Source organism: Parasediminibacterium sp. HNIBRBA5674 (assembly GCF_056745525.1).
In genome coordinates this window covers 80173-102844 of the sequence record NZ_JBQWIE010000012.1, presented here as the reverse complement: position 1 = coordinate 102844, position 22672 = coordinate 80173, and the positions used below count along the sequence as shown (strand labels likewise).

At 37.6% G+C, this 22672-nt stretch carries 21 protein-coding genes; 5 read left to right on the top strand and 16 right to left on the bottom strand.

Annotated elements, in window-relative coordinates:
- Window positions 1-10: 10 nt before the first annotated feature.
- The 4 genes from yidD to rho all read right to left on the bottom strand — a co-directional run bounded on the left by yidD (window position 11) and on the right by rho (window position 2860).
- A complete protein-coding gene (yidD, locus tag ACT9TX_RS08065; protein WP_481337762.1) occupies window positions 11-241 on the bottom strand; it encodes a membrane protein insertion efficiency factor YidD in 231 nt (76 codons plus the stop codon).
- Window positions 216-620 carry a ribonuclease P protein component gene (locus ACT9TX_RS08060; RefSeq protein ID WP_481337761.1) on the bottom strand — a complete coding sequence of 135 codons (405 nt, stop codon included), beginning with the start codon at window positions 618-620 and terminating at the stop codon, window positions 216-218. Before ACT9TX_RS08060 ends, yidD begins: the two co-directional genes overlap by 26 nt.
- A gap of 115 nt (window positions 621-735) precedes the next feature.
- Window positions 736-891 carry a 50S ribosomal protein L34 gene (gene rpmH / locus ACT9TX_RS08055; RefSeq protein ID WP_379015212.1) on the bottom strand — a complete coding sequence of 52 codons (156 nt, stop codon included), beginning with the start codon at window positions 889-891 and terminating at the stop codon, window positions 736-738.
- A gap of 241 nt (window positions 892-1132) precedes the next feature.
- Window positions 1133-2860, bottom strand: coding sequence for a transcription termination factor Rho (rho, locus tag ACT9TX_RS08050; RefSeq protein ID WP_481337760.1), 1728 nt, complete (start codon window positions 2858-2860; stop codon window positions 1133-1135).
- Between the two features lie 325 nt (window positions 2861-3185).
- On the opposite strand from rho, the gene ACT9TX_RS08045 reads away from it, so the two are divergent.
- Window positions 3186-3572 carry a VanZ family protein gene (locus ACT9TX_RS08045; protein WP_481337759.1) on the top strand — a complete coding sequence of 129 codons (387 nt, stop codon included), beginning with the start codon at window positions 3186-3188 and terminating at the stop codon, window positions 3570-3572.
- A 293-nt stretch (window positions 3573-3865) separates the two neighbouring features.
- Here the strand turns inward: ACT9TX_RS08045 and ACT9TX_RS08040 are convergent, their stop codons facing one another.
- From ACT9TX_RS08040 to ACT9TX_RS08030, 3 genes are all read right to left on the bottom strand, one after another.
- Window positions 3866-4660: a glycoside hydrolase family 25 protein gene (locus tag ACT9TX_RS08040; protein ID WP_481337758.1), complete on the bottom strand. Its 795-nt coding sequence runs from the start codon at window positions 4658-4660 to the stop codon at window positions 3866-3868.
- A gap of 38 nt (window positions 4661-4698) precedes the next feature.
- On the bottom strand, window positions 4699-5916 hold the full coding sequence (locus ACT9TX_RS08035; RefSeq protein ID WP_481337757.1) for an aspartyl protease family protein: 1218 nt from the start codon (window positions 5914-5916) through the stop codon (window positions 4699-4701).
- 62 nt (window positions 5917-5978) lie between these two features.
- Complete coding sequence (locus tag ACT9TX_RS08030; protein ID WP_481337756.1) at window positions 5979-7406, bottom strand: serine hydrolase domain-containing protein; 1428 nt, start codon at window positions 7404-7406, stop codon at window positions 5979-5981.
- Window positions 7407-7511: 105 nt separating this feature from the next.
- Here ACT9TX_RS08030 and mqnC point away from each other — a divergent pair, with 105 nt between their 5' ends.
- Entirely contained in the window at window positions 7512-8636 is a 1125-nt protein-coding gene (gene mqnC / locus ACT9TX_RS08025) for a cyclic dehypoxanthinyl futalosine synthase (protein WP_481337755.1), read from the top strand.
- Window positions 8637-9436: 800 nt separating this feature from the next.
- On the opposite strand, the gene ACT9TX_RS08020 is transcribed toward mqnC, so the two are convergent.
- The 5 genes from ACT9TX_RS08020 to ACT9TX_RS08000 form a co-directional block, all read right to left on the bottom strand.
- Complete coding sequence (locus ACT9TX_RS08020) at window positions 9437-10066, bottom strand: hypothetical protein (RefSeq protein ID WP_481337754.1); 630 nt, start codon at window positions 10064-10066, stop codon at window positions 9437-9439.
- Window positions 10067-10217: 151 nt separating this feature from the next.
- Window positions 10218-13295, bottom strand: coding sequence for an efflux RND transporter permease subunit (locus ACT9TX_RS08015; protein ID WP_481337753.1), 3078 nt, complete (start codon window positions 13293-13295; stop codon window positions 10218-10220).
- 404 nt (window positions 13296-13699) lie between these two features.
- Window positions 13700-14758, bottom strand: a complete 1059-nt coding sequence (locus ACT9TX_RS08010; RefSeq protein WP_481337752.1) for an efflux RND transporter periplasmic adaptor subunit — start codon at window positions 14756-14758, stop codon at window positions 13700-13702.
- Window positions 14759-14887: 129 nt separating this feature from the next.
- A complete protein-coding gene (locus tag ACT9TX_RS08005) occupies window positions 14888-15448 on the bottom strand; it encodes an AAA family ATPase (RefSeq protein ID WP_481337751.1) in 561 nt (186 codons plus the stop codon).
- Window positions 15430-16032 carry a DNA-3-methyladenine glycosylase I gene (locus ACT9TX_RS08000; RefSeq protein WP_481337750.1) on the bottom strand — a complete coding sequence of 201 codons (603 nt, stop codon included), beginning with the start codon at window positions 16030-16032 and terminating at the stop codon, window positions 15430-15432. Before ACT9TX_RS08000 ends, ACT9TX_RS08005 begins: the two co-directional genes overlap by 19 nt.
- Before the next feature lie 112 nt (window positions 16033-16144).
- Between ACT9TX_RS08000 and ACT9TX_RS07995 the strand changes: the two genes are divergently transcribed.
- The 3 genes from ACT9TX_RS07995 (at window position 16145) to ACT9TX_RS07985 (ending at window position 19133) form a co-directional block, all read left to right on the top strand.
- Window positions 16145-16933, top strand: coding sequence for a DUF4290 domain-containing protein (locus ACT9TX_RS07995; RefSeq protein WP_481337749.1), 789 nt, complete (start codon window positions 16145-16147; stop codon window positions 16931-16933).
- A gap of 145 nt (window positions 16934-17078) precedes the next feature.
- Complete coding sequence (murA, locus tag ACT9TX_RS07990; RefSeq protein WP_481337748.1) at window positions 17079-18386, top strand: UDP-N-acetylglucosamine 1-carboxyvinyltransferase; 1308 nt, start codon at window positions 17079-17081, stop codon at window positions 18384-18386.
- Between the two features lie 12 nt (window positions 18387-18398).
- On the top strand, window positions 18399-19133 hold the full coding sequence (locus ACT9TX_RS07985) for a phytanoyl-CoA dioxygenase family protein (RefSeq protein ID WP_481337747.1): 735 nt from the start codon (window positions 18399-18401) through the stop codon (window positions 19131-19133).
- Here ACT9TX_RS07985 and ACT9TX_RS07980 read toward each other — a convergent pair.
- The 4 genes from ACT9TX_RS07980 to ACT9TX_RS07965 all read right to left on the bottom strand — a co-directional run bounded on the left by ACT9TX_RS07980 (window position 19120) and on the right by ACT9TX_RS07965 (window position 22578).
- Window positions 19120-19647 (bottom strand): L,D-transpeptidase family protein, encoded by a 528-nt coding sequence (locus ACT9TX_RS07980; RefSeq protein ID WP_481337746.1) that lies wholly within the window; start codon window positions 19645-19647, stop codon window positions 19120-19122. The two genes, ACT9TX_RS07985 and ACT9TX_RS07980, sit on opposite strands and share 14 nt — an antisense overlap.
- Before the next feature lie 265 nt (window positions 19648-19912).
- Entirely contained in the window at window positions 19913-20815 is a 903-nt protein-coding gene (locus tag ACT9TX_RS07975) for an outer membrane beta-barrel protein (RefSeq protein WP_481337745.1), read from the bottom strand.
- A gap of 21 nt (window positions 20816-20836) precedes the next feature.
- Window positions 20837-21949 carry an anti-sigma factor family protein gene (locus ACT9TX_RS07970; protein WP_481337744.1) on the bottom strand — a complete coding sequence of 371 codons (1113 nt, stop codon included), beginning with the start codon at window positions 21947-21949 and terminating at the stop codon, window positions 20837-20839.
- Window positions 21950-22089: 140 nt separating this feature from the next.
- Window positions 22090-22578: an RNA polymerase sigma factor gene (locus tag ACT9TX_RS07965; protein WP_481337743.1), complete on the bottom strand. Its 489-nt coding sequence runs from the start codon at window positions 22576-22578 to the stop codon at window positions 22090-22092.
- Window positions 22579-22672 lie beyond the last annotated feature (94 nt).

Sequence of the window (22672 nt, the reverse complement as noted above, 5' to 3'; positions counted from 1 at the left end):
ATCACTTCTTTTATGGCAGAGGATCGTAACCATGGCCACCCCAAGGATGGCAAGAAGCAATGCGCTTAACAGCTAGCCAACCACCTTTAAAAGGCCCGTATTTTTTGATAGCTTCAAGCCCATAATGCGAGCAAGTAGGTGCGTAGCGGCATTTTGGCCCAAGCACTGGCGAAATAACGTATTGGTAAAACTTAATAAGCCCTATTAATGGCAAACTAAGCAGTTGTAGCAGTAGTTTCATGCAAGGCGGCTATTAGTTTTTGTATAATAATGGGCATTTTCTTTTCTATCAATCCTGCTTCTGGTAACGTTTTATTAATGTAAAGGAAAAAAGCAGCTACCTGCTGATTATTGGCTGTAATGTATTCGTGTAATGGCAATTTGTTTAAACGATATTGTTCTCGCATCACACGTTTTATTCGGTTTCTATCTACCGCATGTTTAAATGTTCGGCTACTTGCACTTACACCAATTTTTATAGGAAAATCTATAGGCTCGCTCACAGGCAAGTACACCACTTTTATTGGAAATACTAAAAACGACTTTCCCTCAGCAAATAATTGCTTGGTAAGCTTTCGGCTTTTTAGTTTCTCTTGTTTGTTAAAAGTAAATGTGGCCATAACTATTATGTAGTAAAAATAAGATGAACCCTGTAACAATAAAAAAGACGATTACAATTGCTTGTAACCGTCTTAAATATCTATCTAACAACCGCTTTTTAACAACGGTAATTGTTTATTTTAATCCTTTCTCGCTAGAAACGGTAAGTTTCTTACGGCCTTTTGCTCTGCGGCTTGCTAATACTTTACGGCCATTTGCAGATTGCATACGCTTACGAAAACCATGTACAGTTTTACGGCGTTTTTTATGTGGTTGAAATGTTTGTTTCATGCTTTTAAATTTTACTAAACCATCAATATTGTTTCAACGATATAGTAGCGACCATTACCACTATTTTGTGAAAGGACGGCAAAAGTAAGGGTTTGTTCGTAAAATGTGATTAAAGACTATGAATAATTTAAAAAATTATTGTAGCAAAAGATTCACCATATAGCAACATAAAAAACAAAGACCACATAAATCTTTTAAATCTATGTGGTCTTTACTTAACTAAATATCTATGTGTTTAAAACTATCTATTCATACTTGCTAAAAACTCTTCATTGCTTTTAGTGCCACGCATACGTTTTAGCAATTCATTCATCGCTTCTTCCGTATTCATATCATTTAAGAACAAGCGTAAAATATTAATACGAGACAATACATCTTTATCTAACAATAAGTCGTCACGCCTTGTACTAGAACCAACCAAATCAATAGCTGGGAAGATTCTACGATTAGCCAATCTTCTATCTAGCAATAATTCCATATTACCAGTACCTTTAAATTCTTCAAAAATCACCTCATCCATTTTGCTACCTGTTTCTATCAAAGCAGTTGCTAAAATGGTTAATGAACCGCCGTTTTCTATTTTACGTGCCGCACCAAAAAACTGTTTTGGTTTTTGCATCGCATTAGCCTCAACACCACCACTTAATACCTTACCGCTACTTGGCGCTACCGTATTGTGGGCTCTTGCCAAACGTGTAATACTATCTAGCAATATCACCACATCATGACCACATTCTACCAAGCGTTTAGCTTTTTGCAAAGCCATAGCGCTCACTTTTACGTGTTTTTCAGCTGGTTCGTCAAACGTTGAAGCAATTACCTCACCATTTACACTTCTTTCCATATCGGTCACCTCTTCTGGTCTTTCATCTATCAATACTACCATCAAGTAGCATTCTGGATGATTAGCCGCAATAGCATTAGCCACTTCTTTTAGTAACATGGTTTTACCCACTTTTGGTTGGGCTACTATTAAACCACGCTGACCTTTACCAATTGGTGTAAACAAATCGATAATACGTGTGCTATAATTAGATGGTGAAGTGAACAAGTTCAACTTCTCAAACGGAAATAATGGCGTTAAATAGTCAAATGGTACACGGTCTCTTACCTCGTCTGGTCTTTTACCGTTAATGCCATCTACTTTTAATAGGGCAAAATATTTTTCACCTTCTTTTGGTGGACGCACAGAACCTGAAACGGTATCACCAGTTTTTAGGCCAAATAATTTAATTTGACTTGGAGATACATACACATCATCAGGCGAGCTTAAATAATTGTAGTCAGATGAACGTAAAAAGCCATAACCATCCGGCATCATTTCTAGTACACCTTCACCTGGTATAATACCATCAAACTCAATATTAAACACCGGTTCACGGCGGAAGTTTTGGCGTCTTTCTGGTTGTTGTTGTGTAATGCTTTCTGGTGCTTGTTCAGTTATTTCATTTTCGCCTTCTTGCTGTGCTTCTTCGTTGGCAATGCTTTGTGCAATATCAGCAGGCATTACATCGCTTATTCTGTTTTCAGTAGCTTGAAGCATTTGTTCTGCAAGGCTTAGTTGCAAGTCGTCTACTTCAACTTTTGGCTTACGTGGTGCTGGTTTTATTGGTTGCCTTTTTCTTGGCTCTCTATTATTGGTTGCTTCGCTTTGTGGTGTCATAGCTTCTGCAGACGCAATAACTTCTGTAGGTGCTGCAATTGGCTCCTCTACTTTTGGTGATGGTGGCATTATTTCTGCCTCTTCAGTACCATTTGCAGTAGATGTTTTTAAGGTTGTTTTACGACTACGAGGTTTGCGTGGTGCTGCATTTTCAGCAGTAGCACTTTCTTTAATAGCCTGACCATCTAATATTTTATAAACGAGTGCTTGTTTGTCTAATCCTTTTAGGTCTGTAAGTTCCATCTGTTCTGCCGCATCTAATAGCTCAGGAAGCAGCATGTTGTTTAATTGCAAAATGTCGTACATAAATTGTTTTGAGATAATAAAATCGAGGGACTTGTAGTCAATGAACCCAGTCTTACAAAGTTTGAAACTAAAAATCGGTTACTTGATAAATGGAAGGAGAAAAACTGAAGGGTTAGTGAGATGACTAAACAGTAGTCAGTTTGTTTCCGCTGCAATGTTACAGCAAAATGTTTAAACCAAAATAATTTTTCTACTTAGCAAACCTAATACTTGAGCCTATCGTATATCATGCACAAGTTTTAACAAAATTGCTAATCAATAGCGGGTTTTTTCAGATGGAAGGGGGCTATTCTTAGTCCCCTTATTTTTGCACAAAATCATCATCTTGAAAACCTTACGTTTTACACAATTTTTACCAGCCATTGCTTACTTAGCATTTACATTTTACCTATTCACTTTACCAGGGCAAAAATTGCCAGACCTACCATGGGCTGCAAAAATTAATTTCGATAAAATTGTTCATTTAGGGTTATTTACAGTTTTAGTATTTGCGTTTAGCTATCCTTTTAAAAAATCTATTTATAACAAGGCACAGCGTAGCAAATGGTTTTTATACATCACATTGCTAAGTATTGCTTACGGTATAGCTATAGAATTTATTCAAAAATATTTTGTGGTAAATAGGTCTTGCGACATAATTGATATTGCTGCCGATATAATTGGTTCTACTATTGGCTACATATCAGCAAGGGTATTATTAAAAAGCAAATAGAACATCTTTAAATCTTCACATCAGTTAGTATAAAAAAATTGGCCCCGATGGAAATCGAGGCCGCAACCAAAACTAACTGCTTATGAGAAAATTTAAAATCTTATGTCGTGTTTTATACTTTTAAATACGCAAACACAGTGCCAAAGGTTTTTTTGTAATTGTTAAATAAGTGTTACAGCTTTTATAAAGACCTTTTGCTTGATTTGTAATGTAAAATTGCTTAAAAAAGACTTAAAGAAGTGCAAATCGTTTAACAAAGAATTGTTAATACCTCAGGAGTGTTATAAGCGGTATTATTGCTTTATCAGTAGCTTTTTAAAGGCTGCGCTGTCGCCATTAAACACGTTAAAGTCTACAAAACGGGTAATCCCATTTACAGTACCACGTTCACTATGCTGCCAAAAAATCCAGTTTCTTGTAATTTTTGGCTTATCAGGCTCTAAATAATGCGCCACCCACAATGGATAGTCATTAAACTCGCTACCTAAATAGCTATTGTAAAAACTAACATAGGTGTAAATAATGGGCTTAACATGATAATGCGCTTCTAAAGTAGTCAGGCATTCCTTTAAACGTGTACGCATATTTTTGGCAGAAACGCCATATAAATGCTCTACATCTACCACAGGCGGCAAATCGCCAGCAGACAAGTTTACTTGTTTAATGAAATTATTGGCTTGCTTACTGCCACTTTTTGTAGCTAAGAAAAAATGATACGCCCCATGTGGTATACCTACCTGCTTGGTGGCTTGCCAGTTTTTACTAAAACTTCTATCTACATCGTTAAGGCCTTCGGTGGCTTTTATAAATGCAAAGCCCATAGCTACAGTATCTACATGCATAGCTTTTACCAAGGGCCAATACACTACATTTTGATAATTACTTACATCAATGCCATGTATGGTATAGCCTTGCGGCAAATTGATGCCAAATGCTTTGTAATAGGCACTTTTAGCATCGGCAAGCGCCTGTTTTTCTTTAATTATTTTTACAATATACCAACCTACTATTGCCAATGATGCAAGCACAATCACCACTACAAATAGTCGCTTAAATATTGAAGGAGAAGCTTTTCTCTTTTTAGCCATTTGCCAAAACTAAGTTGTTACATTTTGCCTCAGCGCAACTAGCGGCGTAAAATATTTTTCACTTGTAATTTTAGCACAAAAGGCTGCCCATTGCGAAGCACTAAAATGCGTACTGTGTTACCTGCATTTTGTAAGACCGTTTTAAAAGCTTGTATGTTTTTGCTAAAATTATTGTCTATAGATATAATAATATCGCCCGGTTTAAAGCCAGCTTTTTCGCCAGGCGAATTCGGCATAATGTCTACCACCACAATGTTTTGCTCTATTTGATAAATACCCAAACCTGTGTACGAATAGTCAAACTCATCTTTAAAATGACCATTTGGTTTTAAGTAAATACTTAGCTCGGGGTAATTTAAGGTAACATTAAAACGGCGTAACAAATCGTTGCCAAGTAAGCCACCTATCAGTGGATAGCTTGTAACATTATAGTCATCCGAAAAAATATAAACAGGCACTTTTCTAAACTTATAATTACCTATTTGTACAGATTGTATCACCGTTATATCCATTGTTTTTTTACCCCCAAGCCCTTCGGCCTGTGTAGGGTAGCGCTTGCGCTTTTTCCTCAGCACCATGCTATCGGTTACATAATCTTCTGATAACAACATACACAAGCCAGCACCTGTATCAAAAATAAAACGGTTAGTAAATATACGTTCATCTTCTATTTGTGCTTGTGGGTAAATAAGAGAAGTAAATGTGGGCTTCATTAAATAGCCACCTTTTGGGTACTTAATAGTGCCGGGCGTAAGCACTTCTATTTTCAATAGGTCGTAATCTATTTTTACAATGTATCTTCTAAAAAAACTGTACCCAATAATGCCATCTATTTTTACCCCATACACACTTGTAAGCAAGTCGTAGTTGTTTATATGAAAGTCTAAATGTTCTACCGCTAAGCCAGGTAGCTGTAAAGTGTGATTATTGGTAAAAGCTACCGTTTTTATACCAGCAATACCACGTATGGTTTTATCGCTTATTTCTGTAACCATTTTGTATGTAACTACCGTTTCAGAATCTAGCGAAATCCCGCCACTACCTGTATCTAGCACAAAATTGAGTGTATCGGGTATATCATCTACCCTTGCCCTTATTAAAATAATACCACCACTAAGTTGTGTAAATGAAAAACTTGTAAGTGCTTTTGCCTGTGGCAATACAAACTCTTCTTGTGCAGTAGCCTTGTGGCACAAAAGCACCGCTACATAGCATAGCAGTAGTCTCAGCGCATAATATAGCTGTTGCAGTTTCATATTGGTAGCAAGTGATGCTTATATAAAAGCACCTAGCAAGCAATCTATTATTTAGTAAGCTATTATAAACGCTCAAGCGCTTGTAATAGTTTAATGCCTAGCGCATCACCATTGGTAGCATTATTAGTAAGCACTGCTACCACTAAGCCTTTCGCCTCATTTACACACAACATCGTTCTACAACCATAGGTACCACCACTATGCTGCCACACCACATCTGCATCATCTACCAAAAAGTGCCAGCCAAGTGCTACCTTCTGCACACCATCGCTAAACGTTTGTTGGTGCGCCAGTTGGTTATAAGCAAGCAAAGGACTTTTAAATACAGCTAATTGCTGCTTACCATACTGCAATAAATCTGCTGCATTGCTTTTTAGTGCGCCGCAAGCTGCCAAACTTTTAAAGCGCCAAGCAGGTACGGCCTCACCTTTTTCGTTATAGCCTTGTGCTAGCTTGGTGCTGTCTTGCTGCGTTAGGGTCATTTTGGTATTGGTAAGGCCAATTGGTTTGGCTATTTGTTCTAGTACCAATTGCTCGTATGTTTTGTTGTAAATACGTTCTAGTATTACACCCAATAAACCCACGGCAAGGTTACTATATTCATACGTATCGCCAGGCTTACGCGTTGCCTTAAACTGTTTTAAAAAAGCAAATAGCGCTTTATTGTCGTAGTTTTCGTAAGGCTGTAAATAATTAGTAACGGTAAAGTTGATGTTGATGGGCATTCGTGGCAAGCCTGAACTATGATTACTCAGCTGTTGCAAGGTGATGGCCTGTAAGTCTTTATTAGCAGCTACACTATCTGGTAAGTATTTAGTAATAGCATCTTGCAGGCGCACTTTTTTATCTACCACTGCTTTAGCTAGTAAGGTGGCTGTAAAGGTTTTGCTAATAGAACCAATCTCGTACAAGGTTGTATAGGTAGGCAGTTGTTTATTGTCTTTAGCGGTTTCACCGTAGTTATAATAGTAATCTTTCTCTTTTGTGTAAATGGCCACACTTGCACCTACGTTACCTACGGTGTTAATGTAGTTATCTAGCAAAGCATCTACCGTTTTGTCAAGTGTCGTTTGCTTAGTATTGTCAGTAACCGATGCTACTTTTTTGCGTGTATCATCTTGAAAAGGCTGAATGGCAAATACTTGAAATTTACCCAAACTATCTAAGCTTATCAATAGTTGTAAGGGTGCTATACCATCCATTTTGTATTTGCTCACGCCATTTTTGCTGCGCAAAAAACTAACATTATTAAATGGCATTAAGCCGTACAACTGCTTTTCGCACACGGCCATCCACTTATCGTAAGGCAGGGCTTTTTTAAATGCCTCACCTGCTAATGTATAGGCACTATCAGCTTGCCTTTTAGCAAAATATTGTAGCAATTTTTTGGCTACACTATCAGCTTTAATTTCTTGTAAAGTGGTGGGTTGTTGTGCTTGTACTTGTGTAAATGCACCTAAAAAACAACAGATAATCAATAGTAATCTCATCAAACAACAATTTTTCAGCCATAAAAATACCTATTTAAACAATGTCAATACTACTCGTTTGCAACAATGCACCCTTACCTTTGTTGATAGATTAAACAGTATTGTATGCAGCTAGCAGATTTGTACCAAAAAGCCCTACGCTTTGAGTTTTTGAGCATAGAAGAAGGCATGTTTTTATTTGAAAACGCCCCACTAACCGAGTTAATGAATGTGGCAGACGAGCTGCGCAAAATACAAGTACCACACGGAAAAGTCACTTGGCAAATAGATAGAAACGTTAATACCACCAATGTGTGTATTGCCAACTGTAAGTTTTGCAATTTCTACCGCATACCAGGCCATGCAGAAGCCTATATTACCGATATGCCTACCTACCGCAAAAAGATTACAGAAACCCTAAAATGGGGTGGTGATCAATTATTGTTGCAAGGTGGCCACCATCCAGATTTAGGTTTGCAGTTTTATGTAGATACTTTCAAAGCCATTAAGCAAGAATTTCCTACCATTAAAATACATGCTTTAGGCCCACCAGAAGTAGCCCATATTACTAAGCTAGAAAAAAGTACCCACCACGAGGTGTTAAAAGCCTTAAAAGAAGCTGGTATGGATAGCTTGCCAGGTGCTGGCGCTGAAATATTGGTAGATAGAGTAAGACGCTTAATCAGTAAAGGCAAATGTGGTGCAGACGAATGGCTAGAAATAATGCACCAAGCCCATAAGCTAGATATTACCACAAGCGCCACCATGATGTTTGGCCATGTAGAAACCCTAGAAGAGCGCTTTATACACCTAGTAAAAATTAGAGAAATACAGGCGAAGAAACCAGAAAACGCCAAAGGCTTTTTAGCGTTTATCCCTTGGACCTTCCAAGATGTAGACACCTTGCTTACTAGAATACGTGGTGTACAAAACCTAACCACACCAGATGAATACATACGCATGATTGCCATTAGCCGCATAATGCTACCAAATGTAAAAAACATACAAGCAAGCTGGCTAACAGTAGGTAAGCAAACAGCACAAATAACCTTACATGGTGGCGCTAACGATTTTGGTAGCATTATGCTAGAAGAAAATGTAGTAAGTGCAGCAGGTGCACCACACCGCTTTACCTACAAAAGCATTCAAGAAGCCATAAAAGAAGCCGGCTTTGAACCACAACTACGCACACAACAATACGAGTGGCGAGAAATACCTAGCTTGATTGAAGAACAGGTGATAGATTATTAAGCACTTGTCTGAACCAAGATTTGATTGATTTAAAGGATATAAAAGAGAAAAGGCTGCTTAGTAATGAGTAGCCTTTTCTGCTTTAATGTGTGTATGCTCTTATAGTTGCCTTTACGAAACAAGTCAACAAACTGTTATTGATTTTTTTGCTTAATTAACCACCGCATAAATTAGTAGAACCCCCAATATACCCGCTACTACACCACAAATACCAAGAAAAAGACCGATAAAACCTACAATCTTATTAATTCTACTATTGTTTTTAAAAGCAGAAATTAGTATCCAAATAAATATTAACAAACCAAGGATAGCACACGGTGCTAAACTCATTAAAAAAGCCACCCAGAATATCATATCAGTTTTGTGAAAGGTTAACTGATCTACCAAGAATAATAGCAAACAAACAAATGGCAATGAGTAAATTGCAAAGGCAAAATAGTTTCGTTTGTAGATATTAAATAGCCTATACTTTCTAATCAATGACATAATACGGTTGATTTTGCAACAGCAAATTACAATTTTATCTCACTCAGCGCAGTTTGCAACTACGCTGTTACCTACTAAGTTAGCTTTCACAACACGGCCTCATAGCGCTGCGGATAAGCAAAAGTTGATACAAAGCTGCCATAGCGAAGATGCACAGCATAGTTACAAAGCCCTTTATCGTCACTGCGAGGAACGAAGCAGTCTGAATTACATAGTAAGCAGCTTCGCTATAGCGGTTTACAGCCTTAATTTTTATAATTTTTGTTTCAAGTTAAAAAAGTTAAAGAGAAAGCATCAGCTCATTGTAAGTAGATTTATCTAGTGAAAATGCCTTCATCACTTTCTTCACCTGGGTATTCAATAATTGCATTATTAGTTCCAAACTTCAAACCTAGTTCTGTAAACAACTTTCTAAGTTTTTCTACTTTCTGTGTGCATTTATCACCCATTACTATTTTATCAGAGCTCAACTTGAAATTACCACAATGAAAACATAATAAAATACTTTCCGTTAACCTGCCTGTTTTATCAAAAAACAGTATCGCATTTCGAGGATAAAAACAATTAGCAAATGAACCATAATTTGGCTTTTGCTTGTAGAAATTATTATAAATAATGTCAGTTAGCTTGCTTTTATCTGCTTTTGTTAATGTTTTAATTTCAATTAAACTGTCCATTACTAAGCTATCCCCTTTTATTGGATAATTTAATCTATGATGTCTAAATGAAACAATCTTAATTGTAGTACTAATATTGAACGGATAGAAGCGATTTCTTTCTGCTTCAGAATATTTTGGTGTGTAAAAGCAACTTAAGTCACCCTTAAGCTTTGGTATTTCAACTTGTGCAATACTTGCCTGTGCATTTACAATTTGCGAAAGCGAAATGATAGATAATACTAGAATTAGCTTTATCATTAAATGGCACGCTTGTATAATTTTCATATCGTAAATATAAAAAAAATGCGCTTATCTACCCAATCAGAGTCACCCGTGTTTCTATAGAAGCAAATGCGCAATATTTTAAAACCAAAGCGGGATAAATAGTTGTCTATTTACCCCGCTTTCAGCAATTCTTCTGCGCACTATTTGCTTACTATTCTGTCACATCTACCTTTTTAGCTTCGTGCTTACCGCTAAAGAATGTGTACACAGCAGGTATTACAAATAGGGTAAGTATTAACGAAAATAAGATACCGCCTACAATTACAATACCCAATGGTATACGGCTAGTGCTGCCCGCACCCAAGCTTAAGGCAATTGGCAATGCACCTAATGAGGTAGCCAAACTTGTCATTAAAATAGGTCGTAAACGCTGCTGTGATGCTTCTATTACGGCTTCCATTTTACTCAAGCCAAGTTCACGTTTTTGGTTGGCAAACTCTACTATCAAAATACCATTTTTAGTTACCAAGCCTATCAACATAATCATACCAATTTCTGAGAAGATATTGATGGTTTGGTTAAATAAATACAAGCTTAGTAATGCGCCACTCAATGCAAGTGGTACAGTAATCATGATGGTGAATGGATCTATAAAGCTTTCAAACTGTGCTGCTAATACCAAGTAAATAAGTATTAAAGCAAGGCCAAAAGCAAATAGAATATTAGAGCTACTTTCAGCGTAATCTCTTGAAGGACCACTTAGCGCCGTTTGGAAAGATTCGTCTAATAAGCGCTTACCAATAGCATTCATCGCATTGATACCATCACCTATGGTTTTGCCTTCGGCTAATGATGCAGAAATAGTAGCGGCTTTGTAACGATTAAAGTTATACAAGGTAGCAGGGTTACTGCTAGGCTCTAAATGCATCACTGAACTTAAAGGAATATTGTCACCATTTTTATTGCGTACATACAATTTAGAAATATCATCTGGCTGGTTACGGCTATCTCGCTCTACCTGTGCTATTACTTGGTATTGGTAGCCCTTCATAATAAAGTAAGCTAGTCTGCCACCGCTAAAGGCACTTTGTATAGCCGATACCACATCTTGGCTAGATAAGCCAAGGTCTCTCACTTTTGTTCTATCAATGGTTAATTGTACTTCTGGTTTATTAAACTTAAGGTTTACATCCGCATTAGCAAAGGTTTTGTCCTTACGTACTTCATCTAAAAACTTAGGAATAATTTCTTTCAGTTTACTTAACTCAAGATTTTGTAACACAAATTGTACAGGTAAAGAACCTCTTGAAGCCAAACCTACCGAGATAGTTTGTTCCTGCACAGGGAAGATTCTTGCATCGTTAAAGCGACTAAGTTTCTTTTGTAGGTCAGCAGCTATTTCCATTTGCGAACGCTTACGCTGATCTGGTGCTACTAAGCCTAGCCTTGGTTGCGATTGGTTAACTGCACCACCACCACCAAAACCACCACTTACACGGGCAAAAATAAAGTCACGCTCAGGCACAGAATCGTTAAGGTAATCAGCAATTTTATCGGTAAGGGCTGACATAGATGAGAAACTTGTGCCTTCAGCACCAGTAACTGTAAAACGAATGCTGCTTCTATCTTCTAGTGGTGCGATTTCGCTTTGCAATGTGTTGATGATAAAATAAATCATAACAACACACACACCAACAATTACCCAAGCAGCCCAACGGATACGCATAAAGCCTTGTAACATGCGCTTATAGCCATTTTCCATGCCTTTAAAAAATGGCTCGGTACGTTCGTAAAATTTACCATGCCCTGCATCTTTTTTGTTTAAATACACGTTAAGCACTGGTGTAATGGTAAGCGATACAAAAGCAGAAATTAATACCGCAGCAGCTAGTGTAACACCAAACTCACGGAACAATCTACCCACAAAACCTTCTAAGAAAATTACTGGTAAAAACACCACTGCTAATGTGATAGAAGTAGATACTACCGCAAAGAAGATTTCTTTACTACCTTCTAAAGCTGCCTTGCGTATAGGCAACCCTTCTTCTAGTTTTCGAAAGATATTTTCTGTAACCACAATACCATCATCTACCACCAAGCCTGTGGCCAATACAATACCTAATAGGGTTAAAATATTTACCGAAAAACCTGATACATACATGATAAAGAAAGTAGCCACCAACGAAATAGGAATATCTATTAATGGACGAATAGCTATTAGCCAGTTTCTAAAAAAGAAGAAAATAACTAGTACTACCAAGCCAAAAGAAATTAGCAAGGTTTCTTTTACCTCTTCTAAAGACTTACGAATATTGGTGGTATTATCTATCAGAATCTTAAATTCAATATCAGATTTGTTATTCTTTTTTATCTGCTCTAGGCGCTTGTAAAACTGGTCAGCAATTTCAATATTATTTGCACCCGGCTGTGGTACTACTGCAAGGCCTACCGCATTTACACCATTGTATTTCCAGCTTTGTTCTAATGTTTCTGGGCCAAGTTCTACTCTTGCTACATCGCTTAGGCGCACAATACCAGCGGCATCTTCTCTAATAATCAGGTCTCTAAAATCTTTTTCTGAAGTTAAACGGCCAATGGTACGAATGGTTAACTCTGTATTATTACCGTAAATTTTACCCGGTGGTAAATCAATGTTTTCGGTAGCTAAGGCTGTTTTTATATCGGTAAATGCAACGCCAAAAGCATTCATTTTATCTGGATTAAGCCACAAGCGCATTGAGTAACGCTTTTGCCCAAATATGTTTACCGCACTTACATCGTTAATGGTTTGTATTTGCTGTTGCAATACATTTTCTGCATACTCACTTAGTTCCATCAAACTCTTGGTACGGCTTTGTACAGCCAATATTAAAATGAAATCGCTGCTAGCATCAGATTTAGACACCACAGGTGGTGCATCTATATCTTGCGGTAAACTACGTTGCGCCTGACTTACTTTGTCACGCACATCACTCGCAGCAGCTTCTAAATTAACACCCAAGTTAAACTCAACCGAGATATTACTACTACCTAGCGAACTAGAGGAAGTAATGGTTCTAATACCTGGTATACCATTAATTTGCTTTTCTAATGGTTCTGTAATTTGGTTACTAATAATATCTGAGTTTGCCCCTGTATAGCTGGTACTTACGTTTACCACAGGTGGGTCAATGGCGGGATAATCTCTTACGGCTAAATAGGTATAGCCTACTATACCAAAAAGTATAATGGCTAGGTTCATAACCGTTGCAAGTACGGGGCGCTTTAACGATAATTCAGAAATATTCATAATAAAATCGAATTCCTTTTACAAATAACTAGTTGGTGCTTCCGCAAAGTTTGCGGAAGGTTTTTTACAGCTTTTTGGCGTCAGCAAAGTTTGCTGAACACTTTTTACACCTCATTTTGCTTCCGCAAACTTTGCGGAAGGTTTTTTATAGCTTTTTGGCGTCAGCAAAGTTTGCTGAACACTTTTTACACCTCATTTTGCTTCCGCAAACTTTGCGGAAGGTTTTTTATAGCTTTTTAGCGTCAGCAAACTTTGCTGAACGCTTTTTACGCTTCATTTTGCTTCCGCCAGCTTTGTTGGAAGCTTTAATGCCACAGAATCTCAGAAAATGTAATACTCTGTGTTTCAGTGCCTTAGTGGCAAAACCTCATGCTGAGCGCTTTTTACAACTGCTTAACCAATATTTAAGCAGGGTTCAAATCTTTCAACTGCTTTACGCTGCGTATTTTAAGCTTCGCTTTTGGCCTTGCAAATAGTACACCTGTAACCACAACGCTATCGCCAGCTTTAATACCATCTGTCACTTCTACCACATTGGCTTGTCTTACACCAGTTTTAACTGGTACAAAAGCAGCTTTACCATCTTTTACCACAATTACTTGATTGTTTTTATCGTCAGGTATTAGGCAATTGGTAGGTATTAAAATGGCTTTGTTATCGTCACCTGCATCTAAATATGCTTTTACAAATCCACCAGGATTGGCCCTGCCATTATCAAGTACAGCACGTACTTTAAGGTTACGCGTTGCAAGGTTGGCCTGCGGCTCTACCGCTACTATTGTTGCTTTTTGCTTAGCGCCTGTACCATTATCTAGCACTACATCTATCGTGTTGCCTTTACGTAGTATTTTGGCATAGGTTTCTGGTACAGTAAGGTCTACTTTTAGTTTATCTACCTGCTGTATGGTAGCAATAATAGACGCTGTGGTAACATATGCACCAGGGCTTATTTGGCGCAAGCCTACTGTACCGCTAAATGGTGCTTTAACTACCGTTTTATCTATCAATGCTTGTGTGTACACCAAATCGGCCTTGTAGCCATTTACTTGGTTAAGTATCGCATCATAATCGGCTTGATTAATGCCATTAATAGATAATAGTTTTCTATAGCGCTCTTCTGTTTTTTGAGCTAGCTCTAGCAGCACTTTGGTTTTAGAAACCTGTGCTTGCAAGTCGGCATCATTTATTTTAGCCATAATGGTACCTTTTTCTACACGGCTACCTTCTGGTACGTTTAAGTAGGTAAGCCTACCACTTACTTCTGGATGCAGTTCTACATATTCAGCAGCTACCACCGTACCATTAACCTCTACGGTATTACTTATTTTTTGGCCCGATGCTACCAACACATCTACTATTGTAGGTGGTGGTGTCGTTGGCTTTTTGTCTTCCTGCTTGCTTTTGCAACTAGTTGCTGCTACTAAAAAAAAGATGGTAGTTAAAGAGAGAAATCTATTTATCATACAAAATAAATATGGGATGGCTAAAATGAGATTTAAAGGTAAATGCATTTGCCATTGCCGTTACCTAAGTTTAGGATGAAAGGAAAATACAGTAAGTAATCACCCTCGTTGGGGTAAATGAATAGGTATTTAAGGCATGTTTAATAGTTGGTCTACCGCCTGAATAGCTGTATTCAAGCGCTGCTCATAATTGCCACTAATATCTACCCAAGGTGTAGATTGGTTAATGAGTAAATCTTTATAGATATGGTATAATTCTTTGCGAGGGCCTTCATCTGGATATTCTCGTAGTTCGTCTTTTACCCAAGGTAAATCGATATTACAGAGCAAATACAAATCGTATTTACGAGCTACAATTTCGTCTAAAATAAACTGATGACATTTACCAAATACATACTCGCACCACACTTTCATCACGTACATATCGGTATCTATAAATACTGGCTTATTAGATGATGTAGCATTATTACTAACGCTTGCTACCGTTGCTTCTTCTAGTGCTATTTGCCCTTGGGCTATTGTTAGCAAATCATCAAATGTGTAAGCTGTACCATGTGCATACAAATATTCTCTAGCATATTCAGCACAAGCAGCCGTTTGGTAATGTGCTGCTAATTGCTCAGTCAAGGTGCTTTTTCCAGTACTTTCTGGACCAATAATGACAATGCGTTTTAAGCTTTTTGATTCCATGCGGGGCTTGCTTTTAATACTTGGTGGTAAATGGCACAATCTGCTGTGTGTGCCCCTGGCAAATAACCAGTACTCATTAAAAACTCATTTACAATTTCGCCACCAGTAAATTTAAAATGCTGTTTAAATAGTTTCATCCATTCTTGTTTTGTTTTAGGATGGTGCATATCTAGCCAAGCTTTAAAACTACCATGTTCTTGTTGCAGGCCAAGTATCACATTGGCATTATGTATGGCTGCGTGAACCTTTAGTTTATTGCGAATAATGCCAGCATCATTTAGCAAACGTTCAATATCGGCCTCTTTATAAGCGGCTACTTTTTTTATATTAAACTGATGGTAGGCTTTGCGAAAACTAGCTTGCTTGTTTAAAATGGTGGTCCAGCTAAGGCCAGCCTGATTAATTTCTAGTATCAAACGACAAAAAAGCTCATTATCATCGTGAATAGGAAATCCATAGTGCTTATCGTGATAAATTTTGTGCGCATTGCTATCATCTAATGTGCTAGCATAACCACAGTAGGTTTTAGGAGCATCCATAATAGTTTGGTGGCTTGAAAGTACTAAAATTGCTAAGAGTGCCAAAGGTAGTAGGTTGGCAAGCAAAAACTAACAGATTGAGACATGCAAGCGTTATCTGTTACCAATAACATAAAATTTCTTATGCAAAAGACGCAATGCTTACATTTGTAGTGTTATGAGATTTACAATGATGGAATACAATACCGAGCGCAACCACTTAGGGTTACGTGAATACGGTCGCCATATGCAACGTATGGTAGAATATGTAATGACAATTGAGGATAGAGACAAACGCAATTTACAAGCGAAGGCTGTGATAGAATTAATGGGCTTTTTAAACCCACATTTACGTAATGTAGATGATTTCAGACACATGCTTTGGGATCATTTATTTGCCATAAGCGATTTTAAATTGGATGTAGATAGCCCTTATCCTATACCACAAAAAGAAACGTATAAGCTTAAAGGCGAGCCGATGAAATATCCGCGTCGCTACCCTAAATATGCACACCTTGGTAAAAACCTAGAAATGGTAATAGACAAGGCATTGAAGGAAGAAGATGCTGAAAAGAAAGTAGGTTTTGCCAACTCTATTGCTTACTACATGAAGCTTACTTATAGCAACTGGCATAAAGAGTTGGTACACGATGATACGATAAGAACTGAGCTTAACATTATTACCGATGGTGCACTTGAATTTAGTGCTACACCATTTATTAAGCATCGTGCAAATGCTGGCTTTGAACGTGAAGAATTTGGCAACGGCAGAAACAACAATAACCGCAGACAGAACTTTAACGGTAGAAACAACAATAACCGACCACAAAGCGGTAATGGTAATAGACCTAGTGGTAACAGAGATAGAAATGCAGGTCCTCAACGTGAAGGTGGTAACAGACCAAATGGTAATGCACCTGCATCAAACAGAAACAACAACAATAGAAACTTTAAAAAGCGCTACTAGTTTTTTAGCAAGCATACTTTATAAAAGCATCGATAATTGTATCGGTGCTTTTTGTTTTACTAACTTATTCACTGATAGCGTTACATATTCGAGAACATCGCACCAAGTTCTTACATTTACCGCTCAACTTTTTTAACCATTTATCATGGCATCATTTAAAGTAATTGGCGGCAACAAACTACAAGGCGAGATTACACCGCAAGGTGCAAAAAACGAGGCTTTACAGATATTGAGTGCTGTAGTATTAAGCTCAGAAACCATTACCATACACAACATACCAGACATTGTAGACGTAAACTTATTGATAGAGCTTTTGCAAGACATGGGTGTAAAAGTGGATAGAATAAACCGCCACACTTGCACCTTTAAAGCCGATGCTATTGATGTAGATTATTTAGCTTCAGAAGAGTTTAGAAAAAAGGGGGGCAAACTACGTGGCTCTGTAATGCTTGCTGGCCCAATGCTTGCTCGTTTTAAGAAAGCATACATACCTAAACCTGGTGGCGACAAAATTGGTAGAAGACGCTTAGACACACACATTATTGGTTTTGAAAAGCTGGGCGCAAAGTTTGAATACGATGAGCAACTACATTTTTTTAAACTAACTGCGCCAAAGCTACATGGTGCATATATGTTGTTAGACGAGCCTTCTGTAACAGGTACGGCCAATATTGTAATGGCTGCTGTTTTGGCCGAAGGTATCACTACTATTTATAATGCAGCTTGCGAACCATACCTACAACAGCTATGTAAAATGCTGAATAGAATGGGGGCAAAAATTACTGGCATTGGTAGTAATATGCTAGTGATAGAAGGCGTAGAAACGCTTAGAGGTACAGAACACACTATGCTACCAGACATGATTGAAGTAGGCAGTTTTATAGGCCTTGCAGCCATGACGCAAAGCAATATCACCATAAAAAATGCAGGTGTAGAACACTTGGGTGTAATACCAGATAAGTTTGCCCAAATGGGTATTAAATTTTCGATAGAAGGTGATGACATTGTAGTGCCAGAACAAGATAAATATGAAGTAGCCACGTTTTTAGATGGTGGTATTTTAACCATTTACGATCACCCTTGGCCAGGTTTTACACCAGACCTTATAAGCATTATGCTAGTAGTGGCTACACAAGCCGTAGGTAGTGTGCTAATTCACCAAAAAATGTTTGAGAGTCGCTTGTTTTTTGTAGACAAATTAATTGATATGGGTGCACAAATAATCCTTTGCGACCCTCACCGTGCTACAGTTATTGGTCTAGGTAGAAGACATCCATTGCGTGGCATTACTATGAGTAGCCCTGATATTAGAGCTGGTCAAGCATTGTTAATTGCAGCTTTAAGTGCCGAGGGTAAAAGTACTATTCAGAATATTGAACAAATAGATAGAGGCTACCAATATATAGATACAAGACTGAAAAACTTGGGTGCAGATATTACTAGAATTGGATAAGCTATAAGTAAGATGCATAACTATCAAGATATTGCCACAACCATTGCCAATGAAGGCTTTGCTACTGTAGAAGCTGTATTTAGTAATGAGGAAATTGATAGCTTATTACTGGTGCTTGCGCAAATAGATAGCACCAAAGCTACTTTTAGAAAAACAGCTGATTTGTTTGCTATAAGGCAGTTTTTAAAAGAAGTACCCAAAGCTGTACCATTAATATTCACGCCCACACTTACAACTATTATCAGTGAAGTTTTTGGTAATGATTATTTTGTAGTAAAGTCTATTTATTTTGATAAGCCTTCGGCTTCAAACTGGTTTGTAGCTTACCACCAAGATTTAACGATTTCGGTAGATAATAAACAACAAGTACCAGGTTTTGGTCCTTGGACGATTAAACAAAATCAATTTGCTGTACAACCACCACTAACTATTTTAGAAGATAATTTTACCATTCGCATTCATTTAGATGATACTGATGCTAATAATGGTGCATTAAAAGTGATTCCACAATCGCACTTAAAAGGTATTTATAGACCTGAAACTATTAATTGGGATGAAGAAACAGAAGCAATATGCCCTGTAAAAAAGGGTGGCATTATGTTTATGAAACCGTTGCTATTGCACGCATCTAACAAAACTACCAACCAGGCACAAAGGCGTGTCATTCATATAGAATTTAGTAGAATTGAATTGCCAGAAAGACTGAATTGGTCTGAAAGATTACAGTATACCACTAGCGCTGAATAGTTACTCTAGTACCTACAGGCAGTACGTTAAATAACTTATCGATATACTCGTTTTTGGTGCTTACACAGCCCATAGTCCAATTTTGATATAGGTCTACCGCAAACTCTTCGTGTGGCCATGTACCATGAATACCTATTGAGCCGCCTATTTTAGCATTGGCAGGAATAATGCCTTGGGCTTTTCGTTCGTTGAATTTTTGATAGCTTTCTACGTTTGGATAATCGATAGATAAGAATCTTTCCCACTTAGCATGTGGGCGCTTTGCTACAATATGAAAAGTACCTTCTGGTGTTTTTCTATCGCCTTCTACCATTTTATCGCCTAAATCTTTACTGCCAAATACCACAGGATATGTAACTAGCCAATTATTAGCTGCATCGTACACTTTAAGTTCGTAATCGCTTTTATCTACAATTACATAAAAATCATCTTTACCTGCAGCACCAAAATGCTTAAATGAGGTGGTGGCTGCCAAAATAACTAGCAATAAGGCAAAATTGCGCAGAGACTTCATTCGGGGGATTAATTTGTAATTAATAACGTGAATTTCGGTAAAAGATTATTTGCAGCCTGTTAAATTTTTAGATTTAAAGATATTTTAAGGATTGTGGTTTCTTATACTGATGCACAATGCGTAAGGGATGGCAGTGGAAAGCCCGCAGCGTAGCGAGGACTTGCAACGAACAGCCCGGCCCGCCCAAGCGGGAACGCCATAAAAAAATTGGCCAGCAAACATCTGTTTGCTGGCCAACTGGCTTTATATAGGGAAGCAAAAAGTATTACCAATTACTAAATCTCACACCTACCGAATATGGATATTGCTCCATTTGTGTAGCATCTTTATGTAGTGCGTTAAAGCTGTAAGAGCCAAACAAACGTACTGGGCCTAAGCCAATTTCGCCTACTGCTGCAAAACGCCAAGGATTTAAATTAAAGTCGCCTTTGGTTTTTACTTTACCACGTTCTGCACTTATTTGTTTGTTGCGGCTAGCAATTAAATAACCAGCACTAATACCTGCACTCATGCTAAATCCTTTTTTCTTATCTGGTGTTGCATTAAAGTTTACCATTAATGGTACGGTTAAGTACTTTACAAATAGTTTGTTTTTGGTAAAGCCAATGGTATCTGTAAATGCATAAGGCACTGGATCGTTGCGGTAGCTAAGGCTGCGGTCGTAACGGAAATTGTACATTTCGAAACCAAGACCGTACTTAAGATTTAGCTTGTGCTGAGCGATATTTAGCTTTTGCATAAAAAACCAAATGTTGAAGTTGCTAGACTTGCCTGTGTTTAGGTTATTGGTGTTAGCATCAACTTTGGCACTGCTACCTACTTGCCTTAAATAGCCACCTGCTTGTGCTAGTGGATAGTTGGTTTGGTCACGATAGTTAGCAAAACCAAGGTCGAAAATCCACCAATTGGTGCTGATGTTTGACTTCTTTCTATTGCTGCTGTTGTTATTATTACCACCAATGTTTATGGTAATGCTGCTTTTGCCTTTGCTTCCATTTCTGCCAGAGTTGTAAGCGCTGTCTTGTGCGCTGGTTTTGTCTTTTTTAATGATTACAAAGTTGCCCACTTTGATGGTGTCTACTGTTGCATCTTTTTTTGTAGTATCTACTTGGGCAAAAGTTATAGTGCTAGCCAATAGCATGGCTGCTAGTGCGTGTAAATGTTTCATCTGTAAGTCTATTTTTAAAGATTATTTATTGGTTGCCAAAGATGATTTAGTGTCATCATCGTTCTTTTGTTTGTTGCCAAATAGTTTAGATGCTTTGCGTAAGAAGCCACGCAATTTATCTTTATTGATTTCTATTGAGCCGACAAGCAAACTTTTATCATCGCTATTGGTATCTAGCTCTTTATATACTACCTGCTGCGCAGCAATGTTAGTAGTATTTAAAGCATTGGTTACCACTGGTAGTGATGGTGATGATGCATCTATTGGGTCATTTTTTGCAGTGCTATTATTGTTACGATTGGTAGCTGGATTTGTTACAGCGCCTGCCATATTATTTTCAATATTTTTTGATGGGCTAGCTAAAAACTCTTGTGCACCTTCTTTAAAAGGTTTTGGTGTATTGCTTGCTACCACAGGCTGCTGTGTGGTAACAACGGCTTGTGTTACAGGTAGTTTTTTAGCGCCTTTACTAGTACTATTACTTGCCAAAGTTGTAGTAGCGATATCATTTTTAGGCGCTACCGTTACTGGTGTTTCAGCAGGTGTGGTAGCTGTAGTGCTAGGCTGTGATACTGGCGCAGTTTGTTTTTTTGTACCGTCTACACTAGCAATTGTGGCATCGGTAGTTTTGCCGTTAGGCACAACAAAATAAACTGTTGCCACTAAACCAATTACAATAGCTGCAGCAGCCATGTATTGCCAACGCATATAGACAACCCTACGCTTTTTCTCTTCTTTATACAAAGCCTCTTTATTAGGGCAAGTAATATTTTCTAGAGGTAGCTTGGTTTGCTGTAAAAGTGCAAGGTCTTTTTGTAATGTTGCATTGCTTAACAGTGCTGTTTCTAGTGCTACTCTATCTTGTGTAGCAAGTTCATTATCTATATACAGCAATAGTTTTTCTTCGTAAATGGTAGCTTTATTATTGCTTTCTGTATGTTTAAATAATAGGTTTTTATCGAAAAAAATAATATCGTTTTCAGGTAATAATACGGTTTGTTGTAGCATGGCAAGTTCTTCCTGTAAGTCAGGGTGAAGTTGCACAAATGCTTCAACCATTTCTTTATCAGTAGTAGATAGTTCACCATCTACATACATCAAAAAAAACTCTTCGTAATTATCTTTGTTTATCATTTTTAGTTACACGAATTTTAAAATCTATTTCACGAATTACACGAATATTTTATCACCAATTCAATTTGACTAATTACGCCAATTCTACAGCTACTCTATTAATTAGCAAATCAGCTAATTATCACTTCATCACATTAAAGCTACATTACATTCTCTCTACTTACCAAATAGTTTCTTAACGCTAGCCTAGCTCTGTGTAAATACACTTTTACTTGGCTTTCTGTTAAGTCCATTATTTTGCTTATTTCTTCGTAGCTGTAACCTTCATAGTCTTTAAGCATTACCAAGCTTTTTTGTGTTTCGTTAAGCCTATCTAGCGCTGCCATTAATACTTGCTTGGTATGGCTACTAGTGCTTTGTACCCCAACTTTTGTTTCTTCGGCAAATTCTTCTTGTAGACTTACACGCTTGTTTTTGCGTATATGGTCTATCATTTGGTTGTAAGCCACGGTAAACAAATAGCTTTTACATTTATCATTTTCTACCGATTCTCTGTTGCGCCATAACTTTTCAAAGGCAGTTTGCACCACGTCTCTTGCATCCTCTTCATGGCGTAAGTTTTTTACGATGAAGCGAAACACATTATCTGCGTACAAATTAACACATTGATTATAGTCTTTCTCAGTCATAACAGCAGTAGGTGATGAAAAATGTTGCTTATGTACTTTGTGATACGATACTACAGAAATAAAGTTACAGCAATGATAGAAAATATTTTGCAGC